The organism is Pseudomonas batumici (assembly GCF_000820515.1).
Classification (GTDB): Bacteria; Pseudomonadota; Gammaproteobacteria; order Pseudomonadales; family Pseudomonadaceae; genus Aquipseudomonas; species Aquipseudomonas batumici.
In genome coordinates, this window is the sequence record NZ_JXDG01000064.1 from 141,039 (window position 1) to 156,286 (window position 15,248).

The 15,248-nt window shown below is 63.8% G+C and carries 17 protein-coding genes; 5 read left to right on the top strand and 12 right to left on the bottom strand.

What is annotated here, in order from left to right; translation table 11 throughout:
* Window positions 1–54 precede the first annotated feature (54 nt).
* Entirely contained in the window at window positions 55–1,134 is a 1,080-nt protein-coding gene (locus UCMB321_RS25325; RefSeq protein WP_040071407.1) for a hypothetical protein, read from the top strand.
* Between the two features lie 393 nt (window positions 1,135–1,527).
* Window positions 1,528–3,384, top strand: coding sequence for an RNA helicase RhlE2 (gene rhlE2 / locus UCMB321_RS25330; RefSeq protein ID WP_040071408.1), 1,857 nt, complete (start codon window positions 1,528–1,530; stop codon window positions 3,382–3,384).
* A gap of 214 nt (window positions 3,385–3,598) precedes the next feature.
* On the opposite strand, the gene UCMB321_RS25335 is transcribed toward rhlE2, so the two are convergent.
* Both UCMB321_RS25335 and UCMB321_RS25340 read right to left on the bottom strand, forming a co-directional pair.
* Entirely contained in the window at window positions 3,599–4,195 is a 597-nt protein-coding gene (locus tag UCMB321_RS25335; protein ID WP_040071409.1) for a YceI family protein, read from the bottom strand.
* A 32-nt stretch (window positions 4,196–4,227) separates the two neighbouring features.
* Entirely contained in the window at window positions 4,228–4,779 is a 552-nt protein-coding gene (locus UCMB321_RS25340; protein ID WP_040071410.1) for a cytochrome b, read from the bottom strand.
* A 286-nt stretch (window positions 4,780–5,065) separates the two neighbouring features.
* Between UCMB321_RS25340 and UCMB321_RS25345 the strand changes: the two genes are divergently transcribed.
* Together UCMB321_RS25345 and UCMB321_RS25350 are read left to right on the top strand one after the other, a co-directional pair.
* Entirely contained in the window at window positions 5,066–6,472 is a 1,407-nt protein-coding gene (locus tag UCMB321_RS25345) for an adenosylmethionine--8-amino-7-oxononanoate transaminase (RefSeq protein ID WP_040071411.1), read from the top strand.
* Between the two features lie 86 nt (window positions 6,473–6,558).
* A complete protein-coding gene (locus tag UCMB321_RS25350; RefSeq protein ID WP_040071412.1) occupies window positions 6,559–7,278 on the top strand; it encodes a 16S rRNA (uracil(1498)-N(3))-methyltransferase in 720 nt (239 codons plus the stop codon).
* Window positions 7,279–7,422: 144 nt separating this feature from the next.
* Here the strand turns inward: UCMB321_RS25350 and trhA are convergent, their stop codons facing one another.
* Window positions 7,423–8,040, bottom strand: a complete 618-nt coding sequence (gene trhA / locus UCMB321_RS25355) for a PAQR family membrane homeostasis protein TrhA (protein WP_040071413.1) — start codon at window positions 8,038–8,040, stop codon at window positions 7,423–7,425.
* 240 nt (window positions 8,041–8,280) lie between these two features.
* Between trhA and UCMB321_RS25360 the strand changes: the two genes are divergently transcribed.
* Window positions 8,281–9,195 carry a LysR family transcriptional regulator gene (locus UCMB321_RS25360; protein WP_040071414.1) on the top strand — a complete coding sequence of 305 codons (915 nt, stop codon included), beginning with the start codon at window positions 8,281–8,283 and terminating at the stop codon, window positions 9,193–9,195.
* A gap of 31 nt (window positions 9,196–9,226) precedes the next feature.
* On the opposite strand, the gene madM is transcribed toward UCMB321_RS25360, so the two are convergent.
* The 9 genes from madM to UCMB321_RS25405 all read right to left on the bottom strand — a co-directional run.
* Entirely contained in the window at window positions 9,227–9,991 is a 765-nt protein-coding gene (madM, locus tag UCMB321_RS25365; protein WP_040071415.1) for a malonate transporter subunit MadM, read from the bottom strand.
* Between the two features lies 1 nt (window position 9,992).
* On the bottom strand, window positions 9,993–10,409 hold the full coding sequence (madL, locus tag UCMB321_RS25370) for a malonate transporter subunit MadL (protein ID WP_040071416.1): 417 nt from the start codon (window positions 10,407–10,409) through the stop codon (window positions 9,993–9,995).
* A gap of 65 nt (window positions 10,410–10,474) precedes the next feature.
* Complete coding sequence (mdcH, locus tag UCMB321_RS25375; RefSeq protein WP_040071417.1) at window positions 10,475–11,404, bottom strand: malonate decarboxylase subunit epsilon; 930 nt, start codon at window positions 11,402–11,404, stop codon at window positions 10,475–10,477.
* Entirely contained in the window at window positions 11,401–12,030 is a 630-nt protein-coding gene (locus tag UCMB321_RS25380; RefSeq protein WP_040071418.1) for a malonate decarboxylase holo-ACP synthase, read from the bottom strand. The genes mdcH and UCMB321_RS25380 overlap by 4 nt, the downstream gene beginning before the upstream one ends.
* A 6-nt stretch (window positions 12,031–12,036) precedes the next feature.
* Window positions 12,037–12,840 carry a biotin-independent malonate decarboxylase subunit gamma gene (mdcE, locus tag UCMB321_RS25385; protein WP_040071419.1) on the bottom strand — a complete coding sequence of 268 codons (804 nt, stop codon included), beginning with the start codon at window positions 12,838–12,840 and terminating at the stop codon, window positions 12,037–12,039.
* Window positions 12,837–13,688, bottom strand: coding sequence for a biotin-independent malonate decarboxylase subunit beta (locus UCMB321_RS25390; RefSeq protein WP_040069732.1), 852 nt, complete (start codon window positions 13,686–13,688; stop codon window positions 12,837–12,839). Before UCMB321_RS25390 ends, mdcE begins: the two co-directional genes overlap by 4 nt.
* The gene (locus UCMB321_RS25395) at window positions 13,681–13,980 is read right to left on the bottom strand and encodes a malonate decarboxylase subunit delta (RefSeq protein WP_040069734.1); all 300 of its coding nucleotides are present in this window, start codon (window positions 13,978–13,980) and stop codon (window positions 13,681–13,683) included. Before UCMB321_RS25395 ends, UCMB321_RS25390 begins: the two co-directional genes overlap by 8 nt.
* Window positions 13,980–14,960 carry a triphosphoribosyl-dephospho-CoA synthase gene (locus UCMB321_RS25400; protein ID WP_040069736.1) on the bottom strand — a complete coding sequence of 327 codons (981 nt, stop codon included), beginning with the start codon at window positions 14,958–14,960 and terminating at the stop codon, window positions 13,980–13,982. Before UCMB321_RS25400 ends, UCMB321_RS25395 begins: the two co-directional genes overlap by 1 nt.
* On the bottom strand, window positions 14,961–15,248 hold a 288-nt coding region (locus tag UCMB321_RS25405), incomplete at its 5' end, for a malonate decarboxylase subunit alpha (protein WP_209437190.1).

Consider the following 15,248-nt stretch of genomic DNA (forward strand, 5'->3'; position numbering starts at 1 on the left):
CAAGCCCCTGGAAATCCAGGGGCTGCAGTCTGCATTCACGAAGGATCGCCGCCCATGACCACTATGCCCGCCTCTCGCCCGCAACTTGTCTACCTGGTCTTCGGCACCGAGACTTATCATCAGGAAGCCGTCTTCAGTATTGCCAGCGCGCTTGCTCGCCTGCGCGAGACCCCCGGCGCGGAACTCGATATCCAGGTTTTCACCGATAACCCTGAACCTTATCGGTTGTTACCGGTGCGCATCCGCCCACTGGACGAAGCCACTCGTAAACGCTGGAGCGAGCCCCACGGCTATCATTTCCGAATCAAGCATGTGGTGATGCGCACCGTTCTCGAAGAGGCCGAGCAAGCGATACTGATCGACACCGACACCTTCTTCCACTGCTCCCCCATGGAGCTGTTCAAACGCGTAGAACCAGGCACCTTGCTGTGCAACGTTATCTATGGTGCCTACGGCGTCGACAAGAAGATGACGCTGTACACGGCGCTCTCAGCTCTTCTCAAGGAAAAGGGCCTGGCCGACGATCAGATGATGACCCTCAATTCCGGGGTGATTGGGCTGAATCGGCAAGACATCAGCCTCATGGACCGATCCATACAGTTGATGGATGAACTCTTTCCTTTCGCCCAGGGCGCCTACACGCTGGAGGAGTTCTGCCTGTCGGTCGCGGCCTACCGCACCTGGAACGTCAGGGAGTGCCCGGATCTGATTCACCACTATTGGGGCCGCAAGGTGCTGTTCCGTGCCAAGGTCAAGGCCTGGTTGCGCAAGCACGGCGCAGCCCCCCTCAGCCGCGAAGCACTCGACGACGCTTGCCTGGTCAATGGCCGTCTGCCGCGCCCACCTCGCGGGCACCGCATGCGCAACAAGCTCATGACCCTGACCTTGCCAAAACAGCAACGCCAATTCTTCCGGGAACTGCTCTATGGCTGCTACGAGCACGCCAACGAGTTCGATCAGGCGTGTGGCACGGCCTGGTGGGAGAGATCTCGTGAGAGCCTGGAAAAACGCCTGAAGCAACCGCTGACCAATGAGCAATTGACCCAATGGTTCGGCAGCGTCACCGTGCGCCTGTTGCTGGGCAAACGTCGGGAAACCATCCATCAACACCTGCTGCAACAATCACCCCGATAATAGCGTCCGGGCCACCAGGAAAAACGCCTTGCTCCTGCATGAGAGGCACAGACCAGCCCTTCGATAACGAAAGCACAAACCGTTGAGCAGCAGGAAAGCAGCGCACGGCGTTTGCTCTGTTATACTCCGGCGTTCCCGCCAGGCTTACGCCCGGACGCTCGACCTTGCTTCAGGTATTCCGACACTGCGACCAGCGCCGCCCCACGGCCCGCGCGAGCAGTGCGTAGAGCCTCAAGGCCCAGCAGGACCGGACGGGATGCGCCCCCGGGGTCCGTAAGAAAACTCGCCAGCCCCGCTCGACATGCGGGCCGCTTTCCTCTTACAGAACCTGAAACGCCATTCGCGCCAGGCAAGATTCCCATCGGGCCAAGCCCTAACTGAACAGGATTACTCATGTCCTTTGCTTCCCTCGGTCTCTCCGAGGCTTTGGTCGGTGCCATCGAGGCAGCCGGCTATACCGAGCCTACTCCGGTGCAACAGCGGGCCATTCCCGCCGTGTTGCAAGGTCGCGACCTGATGGTTGCGGCACAGACAGGTACGGGTAAAACCGGCGGCTTCGCCCTTCCGATCCTGGAACGGTTGTTTCCCAATGGCCACCCGGACAAATCCCAGCGCCATGGCCCGCGCCAGCCGCGGGTACTGGTCCTGACCCCGACCCGCGAACTGGCGGCCCAAGTGCACGACAGTTTCAAGGTCTACGCTCGCGACCTGAAATTCGTCAGCGCCTGCATCTTCGGCGGTGTCGGCATGAACCCACAGGTTCAGGCCATGTCCCGCGGTGTCGACGTACTGGTGGCCTGCCCGGGTCGTTTGCTCGACCTCTGCGGCCAAGGCAGCGTCGATCTGTCCCACGTGGAAATCCTCGTGCTGGACGAAGCCGACCGCATGCTCGACATGGGCTTCGTCCATGACGTGAAGAAGGTCCTCGCCCGCCTGCCGGCCAAGCGCCAGAACCTGCTGTTCTCGGCGACCTTCTCCAAGGACATCACCGACCTCGCCGGCAAGCTGCTGCACAATCCGGAACGCATCGAAGTCACGCCGCCGAACACCACGGTCGAGCGTATCGAACAGCGCGTCTTCCGCCTGGCCGCCAGCCACAAGCGCTCGCTGCTGGCCCACCTGATCACCGCCGGCGCCTGGGAACAGGTCCTGGTGTTCACCCGCACCAAGCACGGTGCCAACCGTCTGGCCGAGTACCTGGACAAGCACGGTCTGAGCGCCGTCGCCATCCACGGCAACAAGAGCCAGAACGCCCGCACCAAGGCCCTGGCCGACTTCAAGGCCGGTGAAGTGCGTATCCTGGTAGCCACCGATATCGCCGCCCGCGGCCTGGATATCGACCAGCTGCCGCACGTGGTGAACTTCGAACTGCCGAACGTCGACGAAGACTACGTGCACCGTATCGGTCGTACCGGTCGGGCCGGTCGTTCAGGCGAGGCCATCTCCCTGGTGGCGCCGGACGAAGAGAAGCTGCTGAAAAGCATCGAGCGCATGACCAAGCAGAAAATCGCCGACGGCGACCTGATGGGCTTCGATGCCAGCGCCGTGGAAGCCGAGAAGCCGGAAGTGCGCGAGCGTCCGGACGTGCGTAATCCACGCACCCCACGCGGGCCGAAGGGCGATGGCCCGAACGGCAGCGGTGGCGGTCGTCGCGACAAAGGCAAGGACAAGGGCGGCAAGGACAAGGCCGCTCGTGGCGAGCGTCCGGCCCGTGAGCAGAAGCCGCGTGAAGGCACCCCGGCCCGCGAACAGCGCCAGCCAAGCCAGCCACCGCGCGCGGCGGCCGACCGTGCCCCGGACGAGTTCCTTGACGACGATATCGATAACTTCGGTAACCGCGTCGACTACGTGCCCCAGGCCAAGCCGGCACAGGGCCGTGGCCGTCGTCCGGGTGCCCCGGCACAAGGTGGCGGTGCAGGCGCGCCACGCAGCGGCCAGTCGCAAGGTCGTCAGAACGGTCCGCGCAACAGCAGCGGCGCCAGTACGGGTACTCCACCGGCCAAGCGCAGCGGTCCGCGTAGTGGCGCTCCGCGTGACGGTCAGGCACGTCGTGAAGAGTCGCGCAACCGCCGTCCGGCCCGCGATGATTATCAGCGTGAAGAACCGGCCGTGCAGAACCCGCGCAGTCCGGCACCGAAGATCATTCATAAAGAGTCGAAGAGCGATCGCTTCCCGACGCCTGAGCAGTTGGATCAGTTGCCAGGACGCCCTCGGGGTGAGAAACCGGCGTTGCTGACGCGCAATCGCTGAGTTCTCGGTGCAATGAAAACGCCCCCGGTTCGTGAGAGCCGGGGGCGTTTTTTATTGGGTGTCATTGAGGACACCCACTTGCTGTAGGAACCGTCTTGAGCCTTGACGCGTAGCTGCGGTCAATACGGTCCACTGTGGGAGCCGGCTTGCCGGCGATTGCGATGGTGCATTCACCACCGCTATCGCTGGCAAGCCAGCTCCTACAGACTCAGCATTACTTCGCTTTCACACCCTCAAAGGTGATGTACAGCGCCAGCGCGTCGGACGCAGGGCCCAGATCCTTCATCGGACCAAAGTCCGAACGCTTGATATGCGCAGTACCTTCGAACGCTGCACGGTAGCCGCCCCATGGGTCCTTGCCCTCACCCAGGAAGGTGGCCTTGACCACGACCGGCTTGGTCACGCCGTGCAGGGTCAGGTCACCCGTTACATCGGCAGTGTCCTTGCCATCGGCATTCTTGCCAGTGGACTTGACGCTGGTGGAGACGAACTTGGCTTCGGCAAACTTGGCAGCGTCCAGGAAGTCCTTGCTAGCGATGTGCTTGTCACGCTCGGCATGGTTGGTGAACACACTGGCAGTACGCACGTTGACTTCGATCTTGCTGTCTTCAGGCTTGGCCGGGTCGAAGCTGAACTTGCCGTCCAGGTCCTTGAAGGTACCCATGATGTAGCTGAAACCCAGGTGGCTGATCTTGAAATCAACGAAGGCATGCTGGCCTTCCTTGTCGATCACGTAGTCCGCAGCCATCGCCTGACCAGCAGTCAACAGTGCAGAACCGATTGCCAGAGCGGCGAGTGTCTTTTTCAACATATTGCGTATTCCTTTTGAGTCGAGGTTGAACATCAGGCTTTGCGACCCAGCATGCGGGTCAGCGTCGCGTCACGATCGATGAAATGGTGTTTCAGGGCTGCCAGGGCATGGAGAACGGCAAAGATCACCACCGTCCAGGCAAGGTACAGATGCACCGCACCGGCCACATCCGCCTGGTCGGGGATGCTGGAAATCCAGGCCGGCACGTCGAACAGGTCGAACACCGGGATCCCGACACCTTCGGCGGTGGAAATCAGGTACCCGGAAAACATCAGGGCGAACAAACCCAGATAGAGGAACCCATGGCCGAACTTGGCGCCCAGCCGGGTCAGCCGGCCATGATTGGCAGGCGGTGGCGGCGGCGGGCTGATGAAACGCCAGAGCAGTCGCAGCACCATCACGGCGAACAGGGTCAGGCCAATGCTTTTATGCAGGTCCGGAGCCGCCTTGCGCCACTCGCTGTAGTAGTCGAGCCCGACCATCCACAAGCCCAGCGCAAAAAGACCGAAGACCACCAGGGCAACGCCCCAATGCAGGAATATGCTGACCGCACCGTAGCGAGAAGATGAGTTGCGTAGCTGCATTGCCGGAATCCTGTAAGTGATGCGCCCAAGACTAATGATTTACCTATCGAATTAAAGCGGAAAATTTCGCTTTGAAATATCGAGAAATACGATCATCAGTCTGAAATGAGCGGGTTAAGAAAATATTAAGCTCACTCTCCAGGGTGAACACCCGGGCGCGAGGATTTATTCACCGCCCAGCCGTGAGGTGCCGGCGACGCCATGGGTTGTCCTGCGGCCGCGCATTGCATAGGCTTGCGCGATTGTGTGTCCGCCGGCGTCGCGGACAACCGCCCGGAGAATGGAAATGAGCCTGAACAACCAGTGGATGCAACGCGATCTCGCGGTGGTGTGGCATCCCTGCACCCAGATGAAAGATCACGAGCAACTGCCGATGATTCCCATCAAGCGCGGCGAAGGCGTCTGGCTGGAGGATTTCGACGGCAAGCGCTACCTCGACGCGGTCAGTTCCTGGTGGGTCAACGTGTTCGGTCACTGCAACCCGCGCATCAGCCAGCGCATCAAGGACCAGGTCGACCAGCTCGAACACGTGATCCTCGCCGGTTTCAGCCATCAGCCGGTCATCGAGCTGTCCGAACGCCTGGTGAAGCTGACGCCCGACGGCCTGACCCGCTGCTTCTATGCCGACAACGGCTCGTCCTGCATCGAAGTCGCACTGAAGATGAGCTTTCATTACTGGCTCAACCGCGGCCTGCCGGACAAGAAGCGCTATGTCACCCTGAGCAACAGCTATCACGGCGAGACCGTGGCGGCGATGTCGGTGGGCGATGTGCCGCTGTTCACCGAGACCTACAAGGCCCTGCTGCTGGACACCATCAAGGTGCCCAGCCCGGACTGCTACCTGCGCCCGGAAGGCATGAGCTGGGAAGAACATTCGCGCAACATGTTCGCGGCCATGGAACAGACCCTGGCGGAAAATCACCACAGCGTTGCCGCGGTGATCGTCGAACCGCTGATCCAGGGGGCCGGCGGCATGCGCATGTACCATCCGGTCTACCTCAAGCTGCTGCGCGAGGCCTGCGACCGTTATGGCGTGCACCTGATCCACGATGAAATCGCCGTCGGCTTCGGGCGTACCGGGACGATGTTCGCCTGCGAACAGGCGGGTATCCGCCCGGACTTCCTGTGCCTGTCCAAGGCGCTGACCGGCGGCTACCTGCCGCTGGCGGCGTGCCTGACCACCGAAGACGTCTACAGCGCGTTCTACGACGACTATCCGACCCTACGGGCCTTCCTGCACTCCCACAGCTACACCGGCAATCCACTGGCTTGCGCGGCGGCCCTGGCGACCCTGGATATCTTCGAGCAGGACAAGGTCATCGAGAACAACCAGGCCCTGGCCCGGCGGATGGGCAGTTCCACCGCGCACCTGGCGGACCATCCGCATGTCGCCGAAGTCCGCCAGACCGGCATGGCCCTGGCGATTGAAATGGTCCAGGACAAGGCGAGCAAGACCGCCTATCCCTGGCAGGAACGCCGTGGCCTGAAGGTCTTCCAGCACGCCCTGGAACGCGGCGCCTTGCTGCGTCCGCTGGGCAGCGTGGTGTATTTCCTGCCGCCGTATGTCATCACCCCGGAGCAGATCGACTTCCTGGCTGAAGTCGCGAGCGAAGGCATCGATATCGCTACCCGCAGCGATATCAGCGTGGCGGTGCCGGCCAATTTCCATCCGGATTTCCGTGATCCGGGCTAGCGGACAATGAAGACCTGTGTGGCGAGCCCGCTCGCCACAAGGCCACCGTCAACCGCCTCGAATACGATTTTCAACAGAGACTGCAAATGCGACTGTCCCGCTTCTTTATCGACGCCTCCCTGAGCCTCGGCGAACACGAGCTGCCCGAGGCCCAGGCCCACTACATCGGACGCGTACTGCGCATGGCCGAGGGCGATGCGCTGCAAGTGTTCGACGGTTCGGGCACGGAGTTTCTCGGCACCTTGCTGGAAGTCGGCAAGAAGCGCGTGCGCGTGCAACTGACGGAAAGCTTCGCCGGGCAGACCGAGTCACCGCTGCGCATCCACCTCGGTCAGGGCCTGTCCCGGGGCGAGCGGATGGACTGGGCAATCCAGAAAGCCACCGAACTGGGCGTGAGCGAAATCACCCCCATCGTCAGCGAGCGCTGCGAAGTCCGTCTCAAGGACGAACGCGCCGACAAGCGCCTGGCCCACTGGCGACAGATCGCGATCAGCGCTTGCGAACAGTGCGGCCGCTCGACGCTACCGCTGATTCATCCGCCGCTGTTGCTGGCCGAGTGGCTGAAACAGACCGAGGCCGAGCTCAAGCTGGTGCTGCACCCGGTGGCCGAACCGCTGACCAGCCATCCCAAGCCGGGGACACTGGCGTTCCTGATCGGACCGGAGGGAGGGTTGTCGGACAGCGAAGTGGCCCTGGCCGCGCAAGCCGGTTATCTGCCGGCGCGCCTCGGCCCACGGGTACTGCGTACCGAAACCGCGCCGGTGGTGGCCTTGGCGGTGGCCCAGCAGCTGTGGGGCGATTTCTGATACCCCCGCCCTTCAGGACGCCGCAAAACCTGTGGGAGCCGGCTTGCTGGCGATAGCGGCCGATCAGGCGATGCAAGGCTCACGGGCCTCATCGCCAGCAAGCCGGCTCCTACAGGAGTCCGTGTTAGCCGTAGGATCGTGGCCTCAGATCACGTACCAGAAAATCGCCACGAAATGCAGCACGCTGCCGGCGATCACGAACAGATGCCAGATCCCATGGGCATGCCGCAGCCGGTAATCCAGCGCAAAAAAGATAATCCCCAGGGTGTACAGCGCCCCGCCGGTCGCCAGCCAGACGAACCCCGCCGTGCCCAGCGCGGCGAGCAGCGGCTTGACCGCCACCAGCACGATCCAGCCCATCAACGCGTAGATCACAATGGACAGGATCCGTGCTTCCGAGCGCGGCTTGAGCTCCTGCAGCATGCCGATCACCGCCAGGCCCCAGACGATCCCGAACAGCGTCCAACCCCAGGGCCCGCGCAACGTCACCAGGCAGAACGGCGTGTAGCTGCCGGCGATCAGCAGGTAGATCGACAGGTGATCGAGCTTCTGCATGATCACCTTGGCCCGTCCGCGAACGCTGTGGTACACCGTCGACACGCTGTACAGCAACAACAGGGTCACGCCGTAGATCGCCGCGCTGACGATCTTCCATGCACTGCCGTCCAGGCTCGCGACCACCAACAACCAGATCGCCCCGATACACGCCAGCATCGCCCCCACCAGATGGGTCCAGGCGTTGAATCGTTCCCCGTGATACATCTGCCACCTACCCCGCTTGGTCGATACAACTGCGCCCACTAATATGGCGCCCAATAGATTAAGAAAAAAAGACCGCCCCTTACAGAAAATAGAATGACGCGCCGTCCCCTGTGGCGAGCGGGCTCGACTTCAGATGGCTTGGACTGCGCAGCATGGTAACCCAATGCCACTCCGAAAAAGCCCCAGCCAAAACCCCAGGACTTGGGCACAATCGGGGGCATTCGAAAAAGAGCCCGCGCCATGCTGATCGACGAAGAGCTGACCCTGAAAAAACTGGAGGTGTTCCTGGCCTTCATGCGCACCGGCAACCTGGCGCGGGCGGCGGCCGAGTTGCAGACCAGCAACGTCAGCGTGCACCGGGCCATCCACTCCCTGGAAAACGCCCTGCGTTGCCCGTTGTTCAAGCACGAAGGGCGCAACCTGACGCCACTGGAAAGTGCCTATGTGCTGGAAGAACGCGCGCAGAAACTGATCCAGGACGTCCTCGAGAGCATCCGCGTGACCCGCGAGGCCGCCGGCTTCTCCGCCGAACGCTTCAAGCTCGGATCGCTCTATTCGCTGACGGTGAAGACCGTGCCGCAACTGATCATGGGCCTGAAGATCCGCCGCAGCGAGCTCAATATCGACCTGATCCTGGGCTCGAACTTCGACCTGCTCTACAAGCTCAAGAACATGGAAGTGGACGCGATCCTGGTGTCGCTGGACGACACCACCAACGATCCGGACTGCGAGCACCTGCCACTGTTTTCCGATGATATTTTCCTGGCCGCCCCCGTCGACTCGCCGCTGGCCCAACAGGACGAAGTCGACCTGGCGGACCTGCGGGACATGACCTTCATCACCCTGACCCAGGGCTTCGCCACCCACCGGGATGGCAACCGGGTGTTCGAGCAGGCCGGGTTCGAGCCGAAGGTGGCGATGCAGGTCAACGATATCTTCACGCTGTTGAGCATGGTCAGCTCCGGCGTCGGCTATGCCTTGCTGCCGGGGCGGATTGCGGCGGTGTACGAGAACCGGGTGAAGCTGATCCCCCTGCAGGCGCGCTACCGCCTGCAACAGCATATCGGCGTGGTGTTCCTCAAGGCCAAGGAGCGTGACCCCAACCTGTTGGCGCTCCTGGCGGAATGCCGGATGTATGCCAACAGGTTGACTTGAAGCAGGTCTATTGTGGCGAGCGGGCTGTCACTCAGCCCACCAGGCCGCGCACCACGAAGAACAGCACCGAAGGCCCAAGCAGGCAGCCCAGCCCGGTGTGGAAGGTCGCCGTCAACGCGCCATAGGGCACCAGCCGCCGATCCGTCGCCGCCAACCCGGCGGTCACACCGCTGACCGTACCCGCCAGGCCGCCGAACACCATCGCCGAACGCGGGTTGTCCAGGCCCATCCAGCGCGCAGCCACTGGCGTGCCGACCATCACCAGGATCGCCTTGATCAACCCCGTCGCGATCGACAGCGCCACCACTTCGGAACTCGCGCCAATCGCCGCACCGGTCACCGGCCCGACGATGTAGGTCACCGCCCCGGCGCCAATGGTGGTGATGCTTACCGCATCGCGATAACCGAAGGCCCAGGCCATGCTCGCCCCGACCATGAACGGCAGCAGCGTACCCAGCAGCAACGCCAGCGCGCCGATCAGCCCGGCTTTTTTCGCCTCGGTGGCCTGGACCTCGAAGGCCGTGGCGACGATGGCGAAGTCACGCAACATCGCACCGCCCATCAGCCCGACGCCGGAAAACAGCGCCACATCCGCCAGGCCCTTCTGCCCGCCGGTCAGCGTACCGCCAATCCACGCCAGCACCAGGCCGATCGCGATGGCAATCGCCGAACCGTGGATCCGCCCATAGGTCAGGCGCTTGGACAACACCACCGACACCCACATCACCACGCCCACACCGGCGAATGCCGTTATCAGCGAATTCTGTCCCAGGTCCTTTGCGATGAGATCCCACATATCAGCGACCTCCCGCAACGGTGGAGGTCGGTGCGAGCGCTACCGGCTCATCCGGCAAAGGCTCGCCTTTATGGGTCCGGCTGATCAGGGCAATGGTGCAGCCGCAGACCACCACCGAACCCACCGCCGCCAGCACCGCCAGCGGACCGCCGTGCAGCGCCGCGACCACGTTCTGGTTGGCCGCCATGGCCACCACCACCGGGATATACATGGCGCCCCAGAAACCGACGCCCATCTCGCAGTCCTTGGTCAGGCCGCCGCGTTTGTGCATCCACAAACGGACACAGATCAACAGGATCATCGCGATCCCGACCCCGCCGACATTGGATTTGACGCCCAGCAGCATGCCCAGCATGTCACCCAGAATCACCCCTGCCAGCGTACAGATCGCCAACAGCGCCACACCGTAGATAATCATTCTTGTTGTCCTCATATCGCATTGTCGAAGTTGTTGTTTTTGTCCTTCGAAGCAGCAGCCGGTGTTTATCGGTGACGGCGTCCCTCCTCATCCAGCAACGCCTTGAGGCTGTCCAGCCGGGCACCGTCGAACGCAATGACGGTGCCTTGCTCGAACACCCGGCGCGCCAGTCCGGTCAGGACCGAACCCGGAGGCAGTTCGATCTGCAGGCGAGCACCGCGCTCATAGGCGCTTTGCACGGTGCCGCGCCAATCGACGAGCCGGCGCATGTTGAACGCCAGGTCATCGCGGATCTGTTCAGCGTTACGCAGGAGCCGCGCGCTGCTGCCGCTGAGGTAGCCCAGCCGTGGTGCCTGCAGCGACACCTTGGCGAAAGCGGCGGCCAGTACCCGGGCCGGTTCGTCCAGCAGCGGACAATGGGACGGCACGCTGACCGCCAGGCGCCGGGCCACACCCTCCTTCTTCATCAGGGCGACCAGCGCGTTCATACCCTCGTCGCTTCCGGCGATCACGCATTGGTTATCGGCGTTGATATTCGCCAGATAGACCGGTGTACGTTCGCTGTGCGCCTGGGCCAATAACTTATCCACAGCCGCCAGCTCCAACCCGATCAGGGCGGTCATGCCGTAGCCCTGTGGATAAGCCTGTTGCATCAACTCGCCGCGCAGGCTGACCAGCCGCAGGGCATCGCTGAAGTCCAGTGATTCGGCCATGACCGCCGCCGGGTAGGCCCCGATGGACAAGCCGGCGACGTAGGCCGGCCGCGTCGTGTCTTCCAGCAGCAGCCGCGCACAGGCCACACCGGCCACCAGCAGGCAAAGCTGGACCGCCCGGGTCGAGGCCAGGGCTTGCGGCGTATCCAGCAACGCCACGTCCTCGCCCAGCACATCGCTCGCCTCGCGCAGGCAGTCACGCACGATCGCGGCATCAGGCAAGCGCTGCAGCATGCCGGGCTGCTGCGCACCCTGGCCGGGAAACACCAGCAGGCTGCTCATGCCACTCGCTCCAGGGCATTCCAGGGGTCGAGCACCAACTGAACGCCGCTGGCCTGCTTGAGCAAGACTCGCTGCGCCGTGCCCGCCCACTCCGCCAGCGCCACCGCGCCCAGCGGGGTTTGCAGTTGCAGGTCGACACGACAGAACGGGTTGTCGAGTTGCAGCAGCAAGCCATTGGCCTGACGGCGCGACAACGCTTGCGGCACGCGCAGAATCAAATCCAGGTCGCTCTGTTGATGCAGGGTCGGCAAGCCGCTGGCCAACTCGAAACCGGCACTGCCGCTGACGCCCCAGACCAGCCCCGACGCTTTCAATAACGGCCGCAGGTAATTCAGCGCCTGCAAGGCCGGCCAGTCTTGCGCACAGATTTCAATGTCGATGAGGGCCTCGGGCCGCACGCAACGCTCGACCAACGCCCGTGGCATCAGCGTGGCGAAACGCTGCTCACGCAAAACCCCGCGCACGCCCACCGGCACCTGATCCGACGCCGTCAGCGCACGGCGCACCACCACCGGCTGGCCGAGGCTCAACGCCTCGGCCACCCAATCCGGCGCCTCCTTCGGCAACTGCGCCGGGGTCAGCCCCCAGAGCAGGTCGTGCGGCAGGAACTCGTCGTCAGCGCGCATCGCGGCTCACCACTGCTCACGCAACAGTTGCCGGACCCGGCTCGACGCCGCCCGATTACTCGCGCCCAGGCGTCCACTCAAGTCCGTGCCCTTGCCCGCCACATCGTGAACGGCCTCGACCAGACAATCCTCTACCCGCGCCAGATCGTCCGCCGTAGGCTGTTCGATCTGCTCCACGCCCAGGGTTTTCCAGAGCAGGCCGAGACTGGCATAGCTGTCGATGTCATAGGCCATCGGCGGCACGCTGGCGGCCAGGGCCTCCAGCTCTTCGACGCTGCGCAGGGTCACCCGCGCCGCCGAGGCCTTGCCCATGGCATGGACCATCACTCCGGGATCGCGCAAGGCGATCAGCCGATTGGCCTGGTAACCGTGGGCGAGGAAGGCCCCGGACATGGCCTTGCCCACCAGCAGCGCGATCACCGCATGCCCCGCCAGGCGGGCGCGGGCATAACTGTCCGCCGCGCCGGCCAGGGCCTGGTGAATCCCCAGGGCTTCCTCGCGACGGCCGTAAGCCTGGCTCGGCACATCGACAATGGCGACCAGGGCGCGCTTGTCCGTCCGTCCGCTGTCGGCCTCGATCACCTCGTCCACGGCCTTGGCCAGGCCCCAGCCTTCCAGCAGCCCGACCTCGCCGTTGCGGGCACGGACAAAACGATTGGCCGGATCGGCCACCACCGCCAGAAAGCGCACCGGCTGGCCAGCGAGTTGGCCATCCGCCACTTTCAATGAAGGCGGCAGGCCGGACACTTCGTCAGCGCCTGAGGCCAGCGCCTGGAACCAGTGCAAACCGCGCAGGGAATAAGCGCTCATGGGCGATCTCCTTGGAAAAGACGGCGTACCGTGGCCGGATCGATTTGAGGTTCGGCATCCAGCTCGGCCAGCCGTCGCAGGTACCAGTCCGCCTGCCGGCTGCGTTGCACATCGGGCAAACCGGCCTCCAGCAACTCGGCAATCTGTTGCCGGATCAACACCACGTCATCGGCCACATAACGATCCACCAGGCCGCTGGCGAAACGCTGCTCGCCACCGGTCAGGCTCCAGATAAACGGCCGGTCACGGGAGTCGTACTCGTCCAGCCCGGCCTCCTGCTCGATCACCTGCGGGCCGTTGAGACCCAGGCGGGCCTCCTGGGTCACCACCAGATAGCTGCACAGCGCCGCCGCGATGGACATGCCGCCAAAACAGCCGACGCTACCCGCCACCACGCCGATCACCGGCTGATAACGGCGCAGATCGACAATCGCCGCGTGGATATCGGCGATGGCCGCCAACCCCAGGTTGGCCTCCTGCAAACGCACGCCGCCGGTTTCCAGCAGCAACACGGCGCGGGTCGGAATGCCGTTGCGGTTGTCTTCAGCAGCCAACTCCAAGGCGCCGGCGATTTTCGCGCCGCCCACTTCACCGAGACTGCCGCCCTGGAACGCGCCTTCGATGGCGGCGATCACCACCGGCAGGCCGTCGATGCTGCCCTTGGCAATCACCACGCCATCGTCGGCCTGGGGCACCACGCCCTGGCGTTCGAGCCAAGGCGACATGACCCGGGCGAACGGGTCGAGCAACTCGCGAAAACTGCCGCGATCGAGCAAGGCCCGTGCCCGCTGCCGAGCACCGAGTTCGACGAAGCTGTGCTTGTGCAACAAACGCTCGCTGTCAGTCATGGCCGATCTCCTCGAAACCTTGCTCCAGGCGCAAGCGGACCACACCGGGGGTGGCACCGAAATCATGGATGGCGATGCTCAGCGCAGGCGGCAACTGGCCGTCGAACAGCCGCTCGAACAAGTGTTGCCAGCGGGCGGAGCTGCCGTTCACCGAGGTCGTCACCTGGATCGACAACGTGCCGGGATGGCCGGGTTCCAGCAACACTTCCAGGTCACCCGAGCCGACGCAGCCCACCAGTGCCCGGCCTTTGGGCGGTTGCCCGGCGGGGAATTCAAAGGACAATTTTTCCATCACAAGGCTTCCTGTTCGAGGCGGTCGATCAGCAGGCAGGCGGCGAGCAGATCCGCCGCGCCCCCCGGTGAAGCGTTCATCGCCAAAAGCTGTTGATCCAATTCATGCAGGCAGCGCCGTCCGGCCAGGCTAGCGCTGCCGCCCGCCTCCAGCACGGCGCGGGCGCCCTGTTGCATGGCCTGCAGACCGGGCACGCCGGCGCGGTAGAGCACGCAGGTGTCGGCCAGCGTGGTCATTATCGCGAGCAAGGCATCCAGCCGGGCGTTCTGTTCGCCGTGACCGGCGAGCCGGCTGCGCTGGAGTTGCGGCAGGCCGAGGCGGGTCACCGCCGGGAAGCCCAGCTGTGCCTCTTCACGGGCACCGCGAGCACCGTAGCGTTGCGCGACCTGGCTGCCGTGGCTGGTGCTGTTGGGCGCGTAACGGTCTTCCAGCAAGGCCAGGCGCGCGGCGCGCAGGGTCAGGGCATTGGCGGTCACGGAGCGAGGGTCCAGCGCGGCGGCCGCCACCAATAGCCCCAAGGCCCAGATAGCCCCGCGATGGGTATTCACGCCGCAGGTGGTCTGCAGCATCACCTGCTCGCCTTCGCGACCAATGCGGCCCAGCGCTTCACGCAACTCCCTGTAGGAGCGAGCTTGCTCGCGATGGGCGTCAACGATAACGCGGGGAACCTGATACCCCGCGGCGCCTGGACCACCATCGCGAGCAAGCTCGCTCCTACAGTGGCCGGTGTTTTCCGTCATGTCGCCGACGTTATCCATGCCTTGCGCCGCTTCGGCCATCTCCTTGAACATCGGCCAAAGCGACAACGCCGAGGCATGCATCAGGCCCAGATGCAGATCGGTGTGCGCACCGTTACCGCGTCGGTCCACCAAGGCCGGCTTGGGCGACAGGTCGGCTTCGTCGATCAGCGCTTCCACCGCGAAGTCCGCCAGGCGCTCGGCCAGGGACAGGGGTTGGGCTTGCAGATTGAAGGCGTGCATTTACCAGCTCCTGAATTTGGCGGGCGGGTTGTAGAGGCCACCCGACCATTCCACCAGGTCGGCCACACTCTTGGCCGCCAGCAGTTCGCGGCTGGCGTCGGTGCGCCGGATACCCAGGTCTTCAGGCAAGGCGATCAAGCCTTCGCGACGCATCCGCAGCGTGTCCCTGGGGTTATGCCGCAAACCGATGGCCGTGACACCCGCCACCGCAGCGATCATGGCCTGGCGTTCTTCCAGGGATCGCGCCTTGTACAGGTAGGCGATGCCTTCTTCAGTCAGCAAATGGGT